Source organism: Anaerococcus lactolyticus ATCC 51172, assembly GCF_000156575.1.
Lineage (GTDB): Bacteria > Bacillota > Clostridia > Tissierellales > Peptoniphilaceae > Anaerococcus > Anaerococcus lactolyticus.
In genome coordinates this window covers 465,987-481,018 of record NZ_GG666044.1, presented here as the reverse complement: position 1 = coordinate 481,018, position 15,032 = coordinate 465,987, and the positions used below count along the sequence as shown (strand labels likewise).

12 protein-coding genes are annotated in these 15,032 nt (G+C 37.0%); 7 read left to right on the top strand and 5 right to left on the bottom strand.

Features of this window, described 5'->3' with window-relative positions; all coding sequences use genetic code 11:
• The first annotated feature begins 58 nt into the window (after positions 1-58).
• Positions 59-1,414, top strand: a complete 1,356-nt coding sequence (locus HMPREF0072_RS02195; protein ID WP_004827174.1) for a hemolysin family protein — start codon at positions 59-61, stop codon at positions 1,412-1,414.
• Between the two features lie 269 nt (positions 1,415-1,683).
• Here HMPREF0072_RS02195 and HMPREF0072_RS02190 read toward each other — a convergent pair whose 3' ends face one another.
• Both HMPREF0072_RS02190 and HMPREF0072_RS02185 read right to left on the bottom strand, forming a co-directional pair.
• Entirely contained in the window at positions 1,684-2,121 is a 438-nt protein-coding gene (locus HMPREF0072_RS02190) for a hypothetical protein (protein ID WP_004827173.1), read from the bottom strand.
• Between the two features lie 46 nt (positions 2,122-2,167).
• Positions 2,168-2,548: a hypothetical protein gene (locus HMPREF0072_RS02185; RefSeq protein ID WP_004827172.1), complete on the bottom strand. Its 381-nt coding sequence runs from the start codon at positions 2,546-2,548 to the stop codon at positions 2,168-2,170.
• A 388-nt stretch (positions 2,549-2,936) separates the two neighbouring features.
• On the opposite strand from HMPREF0072_RS02185, the gene HMPREF0072_RS02180 reads away from it, so the two are divergent.
• Positions 2,937-3,971: a LacI family DNA-binding transcriptional regulator gene (locus HMPREF0072_RS02180; protein ID WP_004827171.1), complete on the top strand. Its 1,035-nt coding sequence runs from the start codon at positions 2,937-2,939 to the stop codon at positions 3,969-3,971.
• A 2-nt stretch (positions 3,972-3,973) separates the two neighbouring features.
• The gene (gene malQ / locus HMPREF0072_RS02175; protein WP_004827170.1) at positions 3,974-5,473 is read left to right on the top strand and encodes a 4-alpha-glucanotransferase; all 1,500 of its coding nucleotides are present in this window, start codon (positions 3,974-3,976) and stop codon (positions 5,471-5,473) included.
• A gap of 149 nt (positions 5,474-5,622) precedes the next feature.
• On the opposite strand, the gene HMPREF0072_RS02170 is transcribed toward malQ, so the two are convergent.
• The gene (locus tag HMPREF0072_RS02170) at positions 5,623-6,549 is read right to left on the bottom strand and encodes a nucleotidyltransferase family protein (RefSeq protein ID WP_039931000.1); all 927 of its coding nucleotides are present in this window, start codon (positions 6,547-6,549) and stop codon (positions 5,623-5,625) included.
• A gap of 1 nt (position 6,550) precedes the next feature.
• Positions 6,551-7,576 (bottom strand): UDP-glucose 4-epimerase GalE, encoded by a 1,026-nt coding sequence (gene galE / locus HMPREF0072_RS02165; protein ID WP_004827168.1) that lies wholly within the window; start codon positions 7,574-7,576, stop codon positions 6,551-6,553.
• Positions 7,577-7,985: 409 nt separating this feature from the next.
• On the opposite strand from galE, the gene thrS reads away from it, so the two are divergent.
• From thrS to HMPREF0072_RS02150, 3 genes are all read left to right on the top strand, one after another.
• On the top strand, positions 7,986-9,908 hold the full coding sequence (gene thrS, locus HMPREF0072_RS02160) for a threonine--tRNA ligase (protein WP_004827167.1): 1,923 nt from the start codon (positions 7,986-7,988) through the stop codon (positions 9,906-9,908).
• Positions 9,909-9,911: 3 nt separating this feature from the next.
• Positions 9,912-11,087 (top strand): carboxylate--amine ligase, encoded by a 1,176-nt coding sequence (locus HMPREF0072_RS02155; RefSeq protein WP_004827166.1) that lies wholly within the window; start codon positions 9,912-9,914, stop codon positions 11,085-11,087.
• 64 nt (positions 11,088-11,151) lie between these two features.
• Positions 11,152-12,513, top strand: coding sequence for an MATE family efflux transporter (locus HMPREF0072_RS02150; RefSeq protein ID WP_004827165.1), 1,362 nt, complete (start codon positions 11,152-11,154; stop codon positions 12,511-12,513).
• A gap of 77 nt (positions 12,514-12,590) precedes the next feature.
• Here HMPREF0072_RS02150 and HMPREF0072_RS02145 read toward each other — a convergent pair whose 3' ends face one another.
• A complete protein-coding gene (locus HMPREF0072_RS02145) occupies positions 12,591-13,730 on the bottom strand; it encodes a YtxH domain-containing protein (RefSeq protein WP_004827164.1) in 1,140 nt (379 codons plus the stop codon).
• A 300-nt stretch (positions 13,731-14,030) separates the two neighbouring features.
• Between HMPREF0072_RS02145 and HMPREF0072_RS02140 the strand changes: the two genes are divergently transcribed.
• Positions 14,031-14,891: an ROK family protein gene (locus tag HMPREF0072_RS02140; protein WP_004827162.1), complete on the top strand. Its 861-nt coding sequence runs from the start codon at positions 14,031-14,033 to the stop codon at positions 14,889-14,891.
• The last annotated feature ends 141 nt before the right edge of the window (positions 14,892-15,032 follow it).

The window sequence follows — 15,032 nt, the reverse complement described above, 5'->3', positions numbered from 1 at the left end:
TTGACAAGGGCGATGATTGTTGATATAGTCAAAGAGAATTATATATAAAGGAGAAAATATGGACTCTGTTCCCTACCACAGTTTAATTTTGGTTTTAATAGTAATTTTTTTAATTTTGATAAATGGTTTTTTTACAGCCCTTCATACTGGAGTGATTAGCCTTTCCCAGGATAAGCTCCGTGATTTAGAAGAAAAAGGCAGCAAGGATGCTGAGGTCTTGCTTAGAATAACTTCAAATCAAGACAGGCTCAACCAGTCTTTTTCTATGATAAATTCTGTTTTGTCCTTGGTTACAGTTGCTTTCATTGCAGATATAATAAGGGATACTGATTTTATTGTGACTAATATATCTATGAAGACTGCCCTTATAATCACTATCTTGTTTTACATAGTAATAAAAATAATTTTTGTAGATAAGATTCCCCAAAGGATAGGTGTTAGAAATCCACTGGCTTTTGCCCTAAACACAACAGGGACTTTGAGACTAGCCCTTGCCTTAACCAAGCCTTTTGTTCTTGTTACTGATAAGGTAACAAATTTCATAATGAAAATTTTTGGCATTGAGGCAGGCGTTATCCAAAAAGAAGTCACCAACGAGCAGATAAAGTCTATTGTTCAAATCGGTGAAGACCAGGGGATTATTAGGCCTATGGAATCAAAGATGATTCATTCCATCATGAACTTTGACGATATAATCGTAGAAGAAATCATGACTGCAAGGACCGATGTCTTTATGATTGACATTAACGATAAGGACAGGGAATACATGGAAGAATTTGTGAAAATTCGCCACAACAGGATTCCTATTTTTGAGGATGATGTTGACAATATCTTGGGAGTTTTATATACCAAGGACTACCTCTTGGAGGCGACCAAGGTGGGGCTTTTTAATGTAGACCTCGAAAAATTAATCAGACCTGCCTACTTTGCACCGGATAAAATTGAAGCCGACAAGCTTTTTTCCGATATGCAAAAGGGCCACATCCACATGGCGATTTTGATTGATGAATACGGTGGTTTTTCAGGTGTAATCACCATGGAGGACCTTATTGAAGAAATCGTGGGCGATATGGAAGATAGTTTTGACTACGACATTCCAGAAATAAAAATCAACAGCAAAAATGTCTTTGTGGTCAAGGCTTCGATTGGAATTAAGGACTTAAATGAGAAAATTCCAATAAATATTGACGAAGAAAACGAAAATTATGATTCGCTCGGTGGCTTTATTATAGACAAACTTGGTTACATCCCAGAAGCAGGAGATAATGAAACCATAATCTACAATGGCTATGAAATAAAAATCCTCTACATGGAAGATAATAGGATAAAGGCTTGTAGGATTAGAAAATTAAAGGATAAACCAAACGAGGGAAAAACTGAAGAAGAACCTGAAGAAAAAAACGAAGAAAAATAAAAAAGCGTCCAGCAAAGACCTTGGCCTTCCAATCCTAATATGGGAGTGGGATTTATACAAGTTTGCTGGACGTTTTTGATATTTACTTGTACTTACAAGGCAGGAATTTTCCCTGCCCTATATATCCGAAAGTGTTAGATTTCGACTTTAAATAGAATTTCTTAAAAAATAAATCCCAAAGCAAGCTTCTTAAATTTGCCATATTTCAAACTGATATCTTAGTGGAATTTAAAGATTATTTCTATTTGGAACAAGGTTTAAAAATAAATCTACTTTTCATCAGGAATTATGCCTAGGGAAATGAGGTTAATATCTTCTGTATAAACAAAATCATAGACTATTTTTTCTATGTGTTCAAAGGTGTAAATAAGCCCAACTTTAACAAGGTTTTGGTCAACAGGTGCATTTTTTATGACATCTTTGGCAAAAGAAACCTTCACCTTGGACTTGTCAGTTAGAGTTTTTCCTGCCATTCTTAGGTCCTTTACGAGGCCATCATACAAGTCATCAAACTTTTTTTCTTCAAGGTTTAGGCCCTTGATATCTTTGGCAGAAAGCTCCTTATCAGAATTTTTTAATGCATCTATTATTTCATAAGACCTATCAACAAAGGCTTGGTTGTCCTTTTTGAGTTCTTGATTTTTAGTAAAGGTTGAACCGAGGGTAATATCAAGCTTTGTTAATTTGTCCTTATCATTTTCAGCCACTATTACTAGAGAATCATCTTCATTTTTAGTTATAAGTATAAAAGACTTACCCTTTTTTTATTTTCCTTATACTTAAGATAGGACCAGCTAGGTCCACAGGAGCAAGTTTCTTAGTCAAAACCCTAAGATTGCCACCTACTTGGTCTTTAAGTGGGCCTGCTAAAATTTTTGATAAATATTCTGAATTTTTATCTTCTATATTTTTTAGGAGATTAGCTAAAAAAGTTTTTTCTTCATCAGTTAAGTCTTTATTTGCATCTTCTACAAGTTTGTAAAAGTTGTCGGTTACACTTTCATCTTTGATCTGTTCTTCACTTTTTATTACTACTGATTTTTCACTTGAGACATTTTTGGGCGCTTCATCCTTGCAGCCAGCAAAGATTAGTCCAAGAGCCAGAAGTAAAACTAGGGATTTTTTATTTTTCATAACGCCTCCTAATTCTGTTATAACATAAAGAAGTTTTAATAAAAATTTTTAAAAATTTGTCATGTTTTTAAAAAAAGTTTCATTTCCCCTTGTAATTTCTGCGCGAATGTGATATATTGATCTCACGAAAACGATACCGTAAAATAAGTTTCCAATAGGACAAAATTGGGATTTTTTAGAGCAAAGCCAAGCTTTAATAAATTTTCAATTAGTAAAAATATTCTGGATAATTTGTGAATAAAGTTACATATAGACTGTAGAAACATATAAGTAGGATTTTTGAGAAATATTTCATAAGAGGTTTCCCAAATTTTGATCTATTTTACAAAACCGGCTGATATCTTACTAGAAGAACAAAAAGGAATAAGGATTTTAAAGGGGAGAGTGTATGACCAATCCAACAATTAAGGATATAGCAAATATTTGTGGGGTGAGTGTAAGTACAGTTTCTAGGGCAATCAACGATGCTGAAGGTATAAGCCCATCAACAAGGACAAAAATCCTTGCTACTATTAAGAAAGTGGGATTTGTGCCCGACTCTAATGCACGTAACCTAAAAATAAATAAAAATAAAACCATAGCCGTCCTAATTAAGGGAATTACCAACCCTTTCTTCACACCTATGATCAAGGTAATAGAAGAAGAGATAAGCAAAACTGACTATGCTTTTGTCCTAAATAAGGTAGAGGAACACCTATCAGAGTTTGATGTTGCAAAGAGGGTTGCAAAGATTTTAAAACCCGAAGGGATTATCTTCTTGGGAGGTCATTTTGTAAGCGATAGCGAACAACTAGATTCTCTTGATACCCCTTATTCAATGACAACTATAGTTAATAAGGATATTATAAATAGAAATGCAGCTTGTGTGGGAATTGATGACTTTAAGGAAAGCGCAAGAATGGTTGATTATTTAATAAGTCTTGGTCACAGGAAAATAGCCTTTATAGCAGCAAGAGCCGACGATTTAAGTATTGGACACCTAAGGATGGAAGGTTATAAAAAGGCCCTTGCTGACCACGGTATAGATTTTGATGAAAAATTGGTAGTCTACCCACCAAAAGGATTAAATCCATATTCCCTAAGCCATGGCTATGAAGCGGGCAAAAAAATTGTAAAAGATGAGCTTGGTTGTACAGCTATCTTTGCCATATCAGACCTAGTGGCTATCGGTGCTATAAAAGCCCTAGCCGATATGGGAAAATCTGTGCCCGAAGATATTTCTGTAGCAGGTTTTGATGGTCTTGAGATTAATGAATTTCTCCTAAAACCTATTACAACTATGGCCCAACCAACCGATAAGATTGCCCATACATCAGTTAAGGAATTATTTAAGATTATTAATAAAAGAAAATTTAAGGAAGTAACAAGTTTTGATGCCGATCTTTTTATCGGCGAAACAACAGCAGAAATAAGAAAGGTGTGAATATGGAAAAAGCAGGAATTTTATGGCCCCTTGCTAGTCTGAATGGCAACCATGGTATAGGTGATTTTGGCAAGGCAAGCTATGACTTTATAGATATTAGTAAAAAAGCAGGATTTGATATGTGGCAAATCCTTCCCCTAAATCCTCTAGGATATGGTAATTCACCATATCAACCTTACTCATCTTATGCAGGAGATGAGGTCTATATATCCTTGGATATGCTTTATGAAGAAGGCCTACTAGATGAAAAAGTAGCCCCATTTAAGCAGGAAGATAGGGTAGATTATAATTTTGTAAGAGACTTTAAGGGTAAATACTTAAAGAAAGCTTATGAGAAATTTAAGGAAAAGGGTCTTGATAAAACTGAGGCCTACAAGGAATTTTTAAAATTTGACTTTGTATATGATTATGCAGTTTTTATAAGTTTCAAGAAAGACAATGATCTTATAGCTTGGAATGAATGGCCAAAAGAACAAAAGTCATGGATAATTGACAGGAAGCTTGACCTAAGTCCTTATGAAGAGCAAATAGGTTATGAAATTTTCGTCCAATATATTTTCTATGTTCAATGGATGAAATTAAAGGCCTATGCAAACAAAAATGGTCTTAAAATTATCGGTGATATCCCATTCTATGTAGGACTTGACAGCCTAGATGTTTGGCAAAATCAAAAATATTTTGAGATTACCGAGGAAGGCAAGCCAATCCTAATAGCAGGAGTGCCACCAGATGCCTTTTCAGACCTAGGACAAAGGTGGGGAAACCCAATCTATAAGTGGGATGAGCTTGAAAAAGACGATTTTAAATTTTGGATTGATAGACTAGCTTACAATGCAAAATTGTATGACATCGTAAGACTTGATCACTTCAGAGCCTTTGACACCTATTGGCAAATTGATGCGAAAAACGACACAGCTGTAGAAGGTGAATGGATTTGTGCACCTGGCTTTAAACTTTTTGACAAAATCACAGAAGAACTTAAAGATGTAGAATTTATCGCAGAAGACCTCGGCACAATGATGCCAGGAGTCTACAAACTTCGTGACCACTATGACCTTAAGGGAATGGTAATTATCCAAGAAAACCTAAGACCTTGGGAAGACCACCTAGTTGATGCTAGAGAAAATTCTGTTGCCTACCCAGGCACCCATGACAACAAGACCCTTTTCCAATGGTACGACGAACTAAGTGAAGCCCAACACGAATCTATAAAAAAATATTTCAAAGACTTGGGCATAGACCACGGAGACATCAAAGAAGATTTCTTTGATTTTGTTATGGGCATAGCCAGTGATTATATAATCGTATCTCTTGGTGATATCCTAGGACTTGGCGAAGAAGCAAGGATTAACGAACCAGCAACCCTAAACGATAAAAACTGGTCATATAAGCTAAAAGATTTAAAAGAATATGCACAAAAAGCAGACTTTTTAAAGCAAACTATAGAAGAAAATAAAAATAACCCAAGAAAACAAAACGTTGAAGCTAAGATAGAAAAATAATTTTTGAATATAAATTATTTAATAAATCAATCCTAGATAATAAAATCCCACTCTATTAGCCAACCTTCACAGGTTAGTAGGTGGGATTTTTCCTTGCCAAAAACACAAGATGGTTTTAGGCGAAATTTTAAAATTTTTGCATTTGGGTTTTATTTTTCTGACCAAATATCCCTAGGATATGTATTTTCGGCAAACATCTGTCTAAAGGCTTCTTGGGCTGGCTCTAGGTCTTCCCTGTAGGTAATTCCTATCCATTTTTCGTTGGTAGGTATAATTGTAATATCAGCAAGGTCTTCTTTAATCCATTCCCCAATCATGTCTGGCAAAACGTACTCACAAGTTTCCAAATTATTCTTGTTTTTTTCTAAATAGGTCACAAAATGTTTCTCTGCAAGGTCTATAAATTTTGGGAAAGACGCCCAGAGGTTCATGGAAACAAGGCTTTCTAAATTAAGCAAGTCTGGGGCAAGCTTTTCTTTTGAAGAAAAAGTTCCATCCTCCTTGTTATATTTTATTTCGTGAGTTTCGATGATATTTACAAGTTTATTTTCGCTATTTCCTACAGAAACTCCCCTGGTGACTGTGCCGTTATCAGAAAGGGTGTTTTTTAACTTGTAGCCTGCCATGGCAACTTGGAGTCTTCCTTCTTTTTCGGCTGGTGTCTTTAGTAAAAAGTTACGAAGGTCAATAAAAACCCCCTTGCCGTAGTAGTCATCAGCATTTATTACTAAAAATGGTTCGTTGACCAGCCCTTTGGTTGCAAGGACGGCATGGACTGTGCCCCAAGGTTTTTTCCTAGTTGTTGGAGAAACAAAATCACCAGGCAAAGTTAATTCCTGATAGGCGTATTCGACTTTGATAAATTTCTCGATTCTAGATCCGATTACTTCCTTAAAATCTTTTTCTATATCTTTTCTTATAATAAATACAACTTTGTTAAAGCCGGCTTCGATTGCGTCAAAGATTGAATAATCAATGATTGTATAGCCGTTGGTATCCATTTTTGCAAGCTGTTTTATGCCCGCCTTATACCTTGAGCCAATCCCTGCCGCTAGAACAACAAGGGTAGTATCCATTTTAATTCCTTTCTTCATAGCCGTTAGGATTTTGAGATTGCCATCTCCAGGAATCTTCGCACATCTCTTTGATTCCATTTTCTGCCTTCCATCCTAAAAGCTCGTAGGCTTTTTTTGCATTGGCAAAGCATTTAGCAATGTCACCCTCCCTGCGGCCAACAATTTTGTAAGGGACTTTACTTCCAGAAGCTTCTTCAAAAGCCTTCACTACTTCTAAGACAGAATATCCATTGCCTGTGGCAAGGTTAATTATAGAAACTCCGTCGAGCTCATCAAGTTTATCAATAGCACAAACATGACCCTTGGCTAGGTCTACAACGTGGATATAATCACGAACGCCAGTTCCGTCAACTGTGTCATAGTCGTCACCGAAAACTCTGAGGTAGTCGAGTTTGCCGACAGCAACTTGGGCGATATATGGAAGTAAGTTGTTTGGAATACCTCTTGGGTCTTCTCCAATCCTGCCTGACTTGTGAGCACCAATAGGGTTAAAATACCTTAGCAGAACGATTTTCCATTCTGGGTCTGACTTTTGAAGGTCAATCATAATTTGCTCCATCATAGACTTTGACCAACCATAAGGGTTGGTGCACTCGCCCTTAGGGAAATCTTCTGTAATAGGTACACTCGCTGGGTTGCCATAAACAGTGGCAGATGAAGAAAAGATTAGGTTTTTACAGCCTACTTCCTTCATGGCTTCGAGAGTTGTAAGTGTGCCTGTGAGGTTGTTGTGGTAATATTCAAGTGGTTTTGAAACTGATTCGCCAACAGATTTGAGGGCTGCACAGTGGATTAGGACGTCGATTTTTTCCTTGGTTAAAACTTCTTTTAGTTTGTCTTTATCAAGAATATCTGCCTCGTAGAAGCTAACCTTCTTACCAGTTATTTCTTCTACCCTGTCAACAGCAATTTTTGATGAATTTGATAGGTTGTCGTAGATTACAACCTTATAATTTTTGTTTAATAATTCTACAGCAGTGTGGGTGCCGATATAGCCAGCCCCACCGGTTATCATTATATTTTTCATTTTTCCTCCTATCTTTAAGGAAATACTTGCTTACTTAAGTATATCAAATATTGGGGCTTTTATTCAAGTTTTAATGCTTTAAAAAATTTTAAGAATAAGCAAAGAAATTTTATATATTAGATTTTGATTTGCAATATTATAAGGATTGAGTAAAGTAGTTACATAATATAAGACGATGACGGGATTAGTAGGTCGGATTTAACTTACAGAGAGAGGTGTAGCTGAGAAGCCTTAGTGACATTTTGACTGAATACCAACCCTGAGTTTCTTGTGACTAAGCAAGACGTACGACTACGATACAGTCCTAATGAGTAGTAAATTAGGTGGAACCACGGAATATTGCCGTCCTATTATCCTTTTGGATAGTAGGGCGTTTTTTATTCGTGATTTATAAAAATAAGGAGAAGATATGATTAAGATTAAATTACCAGATGATTCAGTAAAAGAATACGAAAAAGGTGTCCTTGTTGGTGATGTGACAAAAGACATCTCCATGGGACTTTACAGGGCAGCTGTAGGTGCTGTTGTAAATGGAAAAGTTATGGGCTATGCTGAGCCAATCGAAGAAGACTCAGACTTTAGAGTTGTAAAATTCGAAGATGCAGAAGGCAAGGAAATTTTCTGGCACACAACAAGCCACGTTATGGCTGCTGCCATCAAGGAGCTTTGGCCAGAAACAAAATTTGCTATAGGACCTGCCATAGCAGATGGTTTCTACTATGATATGGACCTTGAGCACAGATTTACTCCAGAAGATCTTGAGCAAATCGAAAAGAAAATGAAAGAGATTGCTAAAAAAGATCTCAAATTAGAAAGAATTGAAGTTTCAAGAGACGAAGCTCTTAAAATGTTTAAGGAAGAAGGCCAAGACTACAAAGTAGAGTTAATCGAAGACCTTCCAAAAGATGAATTAATCACTCTTTATAAGATAGGCGATGCTTTCACAGACCTTTGCAGGGGACCACATCTTGAATCTACAAAGGAAATCAAGGCTATAAAACTAAAAGCAATTGCCGGTGCTTATTGGAGGGGAGATTCTGATAAGGCTATGCTTCAAAGAATCTACGGCATTTCCTTCCCTAAGGCAAAAGACCTTGAAGAATACGAAGAATTACAAAAAGAAATTGCTAGACGTGACCACAGAAAGATTGGTAAGGAAATGGACCTATTTGCCTTCCACGAAGAAGGACCAGGCTTCCCATTTTTCCATCCAAATGGCATGATTTTAATGAACGAGCTTCTTGGTTGGTGGAGGGATGTGCTTGACCACAGTGGTTATGGTGAAATCAAAACTCCACTTATCTTAAATGAAGACCTATGGCACAGATCAGGTCACTGGGATCACTACAAGGAAAATATGTACTTCACAAAGATAGATGACGAAGACTATGCTATTAAGCCAATGAACTGTCCAGGATCAGTTTTAACTTACGCATCTCGTCAACATTCTTACAGAGACCTACCAATCAGACTTGCAGAATTTGGTCAAGTTCACAGACACGAATTATCTGGTACTTTACATGGTCTATTCAGAGTAAGAACATTCACCCAAGACGATGCTCACGTTTATTGCCTTCCAAGTCAAATCAAGGAAGAAGTTTACAAGATGATTGACCTTGCAGACCTTCTTTACTCTACATTTGGTTTCAAATATACAATGGAATTATCTACAAGACCAGATGACTACATGGGAGATATCAAGGATTGGGACTTCGCAGAAGAACAGCTAAAACTTGCCCTAGAAGAACGTGGCATTGATTATCAAATAAACCCAGGCGACGGTGCTTTCTATGGTCCAAAAATCGACTTCCACTTACTAGATGCAGCCAAGAGGGAATGGCAATGTGGTACTATCCAACTTGACTTCCAACTTCCTGCCAACTTTGAGCTAGAATATATAGACGAAAATGGCGAAAAGAAGAGACCAGTAATGCTCCACAGAGCCCTACTTGGTTCAGTTGAAAGATTTATCGGAGTTCTTACAGAACACTTTGCAGGTAGGTTCCCACTTTGGATTAACCCAAGACAAGTAGAAGTAATCCCAGTAGCAGACAGATTTGCTGACAAGGCTCATGAAATTGCAAAAGAAATCGAAAAAGCAGGTTTCAGGGTAGGAGTAGATGAGAGAAGCGAAGGCGTTGGCTACAAGATTAGATCTGCTCAAATGATGAGAACAAACTACATGCTAGTAGTAGGTGATAAGGAAATTGAATCAGGTCTCCTAACAGTTAGAAATAGGGACGGCGAAGAAACAAAAGACGTTAACCTTGCTGACTTCATCGCAAAAATCTCTGAAGAAAGAGATTCTAAGTCAAGAAAATCAATCTATTAAGCCATGAATTTTAATGCGATTATCCTAGGCACTGACCACAACTCCTATTCGGTTGCCAGAAGTTTTTATGAAGCCTTTGACAAAAAACCAATAGTAGCTGGGTCAGCAGTCCTAGTTCCCTTTTATAAAACAAGAATTGCAGACGTTTATACTGAGAAAAATTTTTCGGCAGATGATAAGATTTTTATCGACACCCTAAATAAGATAGCGAAAGCTAGGCCAGAAGAGGACTTTATCTTCTTTGCACCTACCGAACACTATGTAGACCTCTTGGTAAGAAATGCTAAGGACTTTGATTTTTCCTACCATATCCCTTACCCAAACCCAGACATGGCAAGTAAACTCCTCAAAAAATCTGAGTTTTATAAGATTCTAGAAGAAATTGGAGTTTCCTACCCTAAGTCCTATGTGGCTGATAGGGAAAATTATAAAAATTTAAACCTTGATGGAGAATTATTCTTAAAGGCTGATGAGTACGATGACTTCATAGCAAGCGACATAAAGATTAAGCAAAAGGGCTACCATGCCAAAGACAGGGCTGAGGCTATAAAAATCTTGGATAATATCTACGATAGCGACTACCAAGGCCATGTCATAGTTCAAGTCTTTATTCATGGAGGCCAGGGCACTGAATATTCCCTAAATGGATATAGGTCAAAAGATGGCAAGGTATCAATGGTGCTTGCGAGAAATCTTTTATCTGACATGAGACCGATGTGGGTAGGCAACCACCTAGTTCAAGTCGATCACGAAGACAGCGAAATGTATGCTATTGCAGAAAAAATTACAAATAGCCTTTCCTACGAAGGACTTTTTAATTTTGACTTTAAAAAAGATTCAAAAAGTGGTAAGGTCTATACCCTAGAGATGAATATTAGACAAGGCAGGACCTTTTATTATTCAACCCTAGCTGGGGTGAACCTAATAAAAATTGCCACAGAAGATATGGTTTTAGGAAAATCTGTAAGCGAGAGGACCAAAAGAGCTTTCATGCTTACAGCAATAAATAAAGACGTGGCGAGAAATCACGTTGACCCAAGTCTTCTAGGAGAATTTGATGATAAAAAAAGAAATGAAAATTCTGCCATCCATATAATCAATAGTGATGATGACGGAATTATGAGAAATCTCAGGGTGAAAGATGCCCTAAGACGTCAAGAAAAAGAGCTATACGATTAAAAAAAGAGATAGTAGCCTAGGGCTCCTATCTCTTTATATTGTTATTAGCGAGAAAGGAGCTTATATGAGCGAAAAAATAGAAAATAAAAATAGGATGGGAACTGAGCCCATACCCTCCCTCTTATTTAAAATGAGTCTGCCGATTATCATTTCATTCTTGGTCCAATCGGTCTACAACCTTGTGGATTCGATTTTCGTAGCGAGACTTTCTGAAAAGGCCCTCACAGCTGTTTCCCTTTGCTTTCCTGTCCAAAACATAATGGTGGCTTTCGCAGTTGGAACAGGTATAGGTACAACAGCCTTGCTTTCAAGATATCTGGGCATGGATGATAAAAAAAGAGTCGGAGTAATAGCGACCCATGGCCTAATCTTAGCGGCAGCATCCATGGCAGCCTTTATGTTATTTGGTATATTTTTTACAGATTTTTATGCGAAAAGTCAGTCCACAGACCCAGAAATCATCCAGTACACCAAGGATTATTTATATGTGATTCTGCTATTCTGTGGTGGTGTATTTTTCCAAATATTTTTCGAAAAAACCCTCCAATCAACAGGCAACACTGTCTACACCATGATTACCCAGGGGACAGGAGCGATATTAAATATAATTCTTGACCCGATTATGATTTTTGGTCTTTTTGGTTTTCCAAAACTTGGCGTTACAGGCGCTGCTCTTGCGACTGTAATCGGTCAGACTGGTGGATCTTTGGTAGGAGTTTATTTCCATAGCAAGAAAAATAGGGATGTGAATTTTATTTTCAGAAATTTAAGCTTCCACATGGATAATATCAAACAAATTTTTTCAATTGGTCTTCCTTCTGTTTTGATAAGTGGGATTGGCTCTGTGGTTTTGTTTTTTATTAATAATATGCTCTACACTTTCGGCGCTTCAGCCGTAGCGGCCTATGGAATTATGTATAAGCTCCAGTCCTTTTCTTTTATGCCTATGTTTGGGATTTCAAATGCACTTTTAGCTATAGTTTCCTATAATTATGGGGCGAAAAACAAGGAGAGGATTAGGGAAGCGATTAAAATTGCCTTTGTAGCATCCTTTGTTATTGTTGGTTTATCAGTTGTTTTGATGTGGATATTTTCCAAACAATTGTTTGACCTCTTTTCTGCGACAGATGTCATGAGAGAAATCGGCGTGCCAATGATTAGGATTGTTTCACTTTCCTTTATAATTTCCACCCCATCAGTAGTGGGCGTGGGAGGAATATTTCAGGCTATTGGAAACTGGAAGTTTCCTGTGATCCAGTCATTCTTAAGACAGGTTATCCTTCTTCTGCCAATTTTTTATATTTTTACAAGGCTTGGAAGTCTAAATTTTGCTTGGTGGGCCTTTCCTATAGCTGAAATTTTAAATGCTATAGTTTGTGTGATATTTTTAAGAAAGGATATTAGGGAAAAAATTGATATCCTCTAAAATTAAGCAAAATAAAAGACCAGAAGTCTTTAATCTTTCCAAAGATGGGAAAGGAGAAGACTTTCTGGTCTTATTTTTTATTTTGTGGCTGTCTTGTAGATTTCGTCTAGGTAACCAACTGTGCTTGATAGAGTTGCTTCTGAGATGGCGTCTACTGGTTTGCCAGGTTTGCTGCCGTCAATTAGGTCCTTGATTTCATCAGGAGTCTTACCTACAACATAGGCTTCGATAGCGTTTAGGCTTTCTCTTAGGGTGTGACTAGCCTTGGCAATTTCCTTCATTTGTTTAGAATATTCTTCGTTATTTTCTAGTTTAGATGCTAGGACTTTTTTGGAATCAGCGTAGTTTTCACCAAATTTCTTATCAGAGTTTGGTACGCCCTTACCTTCCATATATTGGTATTCATCGATATTTGCTGCTATAATTTTGCCATCTTCCATGACAACAAAGGTATCTGTGATGGCATTTTTGTTGCCAGCTGTACCAAAGTTTTGCTTGATTTGTATATCATCATCCTTGTTAGCTTCAAAAACTGTTGTGTTTTCGTCATCCTCTGCTGTTTCGATTATGGCTTCTAGGTAGCCTTTTGTATCAACAAGAGTAGCTCCTGTGACAGAATCAATAGCCTTGCCATCTTCTGCCCCAGCTACAACTTTTTTAAGTTCATCTATGGTTTTACCTTTAACAAAATCTTGGATAGCCTTAAAGTTATCTGCGATTGAAACTGTAGCCTTAGCTTTTTCCTTCATGAGAGCTGAATATTTTTCATCATTCATAAGCTTTGATCCTAAGAACTTGCCTTCCTTATTGCCAGATTTAAATTCTGTATCAGAATCTTGGTTTGGGAGAGCGAGGAAACCTGAACCTTCATCGAAGAATTGAAATTCATCAATAGCTGCATCTACAATTTTATCCCCATCTGTAATAACAGCGATTCTTGCAAAAGAACCTTCGCCATGAGGTGCTCTTAGGCTTCTTCTAAGAACGAGTTTGCCCTCTAGGGTTGACTTTGCTTTATCTAAAGCATCGCTTGCCTTATCCTTTGCTTCATCTTTTACATCTTCTGCCTTATCTTTAGTATCTTCTACAGCTTCTTCAACTTTTTCCTTAGCATCCTTAGCTGCATCATCTACTTTTTTGCCGGCATTTTGAGCACATCCTGCAAAACCTAGTGAAAGGGCTACAAGTAGCGCTGTTAATTTAAATTTATTTTTCATAATATCCTTCCTTTTCAAAATATTCTTTTCGTGTGAACATTTACCATATGAATTATACGGAAACGACAATCAATTGCAATTAATCGGTAAAGATGTCAGAAAAACGTATGAAAAACAATCCTTTTTAAACAAAAAATCCTTGGCCCTCCACAAAAAAGTGGGGTTTGAGATTAAAGCTAAGATGGAAAATACTTTGCTATTGGCGATTGTAAGTTAAGAGGATTTGATATTGAAAAAAGATTCGACTAAGAATAAAAATTTTGGGTAAAATATTAAAAACAAATCTTATATGGAGGGCTTATGTTTGGTGTGTTAGAAGCTGGTGGCACTAAGATGATTTGTGCTGTTGGCAATCGAAATTTAGAGATTTTAGATCAAGTTAGGATTGCTACAAGACGTCCAGAAGAAACTTTCGATGAAATTAAGGAATTTTTTGCAAAATACAAGACAGATATAGAATCAATAGCTATTGGCTCTTTTGGGCCTATTGAGGTAAATCCAGATTCGGATGATTATGGGAAGATTTTAAATACTCCTAAAGAGGGATGGAAAGATTTCAATATTATAAAATGTCTTGAGGAAGATTTTTCTGTGCCAATTTATGTCACAACAGATGTGAATGCTTCAGCCTATGGTGAATACAAGGTTGGATGCGGTGAGGGTAAGGCTAGCCTTGCTTATTATACTGTTGGAACAGGTGTGGGTGGCGGTTTTGTCCAAAATAATAATTTCCTAGGTGGAGCTAGCCATCCAGAAATGGGCCATATGATTATTAAAAAAGACCCAAGGGATACGTACGAGGGCGGATGTATGTGCCACGGTGACTGCCTTGAAGGCCTCGCATCTGGTCCAAATATTGAAAAAAGACTTGGCAAAAGTGGACAAGATCTTGAGCCAAATGATGAATTTTGGGATATAGAGGCGGGTTACCTAGCCCAGGCCGTCTACAACACAAGCCTTATGTTTAGTCCTGATGTCATTGTATTTGGCGGTGGGGTTATGCAAGTTGAGGGATTAATTGAAAAAGTTAGGGAAAAATTCAAAGAATTGATGAATGGATATATAGAAATAAAGGAGCTAGAATCTTATATAGTAAGACCAAAATATGATGGAAAGTCAGCGACATACGGACTTTTAATCCTAGCCCAAGAAATTTTATAAAAAAACAAGGCCCCTAATAAGGGCCTCAGAGCGTCGACAAACCCACTAATAAATTGGATTTATCGGCGCTTTTTCTATATTTATTCTCAAATATATTAATTTTTCAAATAGTAATGCAAATCTTTCGGTAAATGGAGGGAG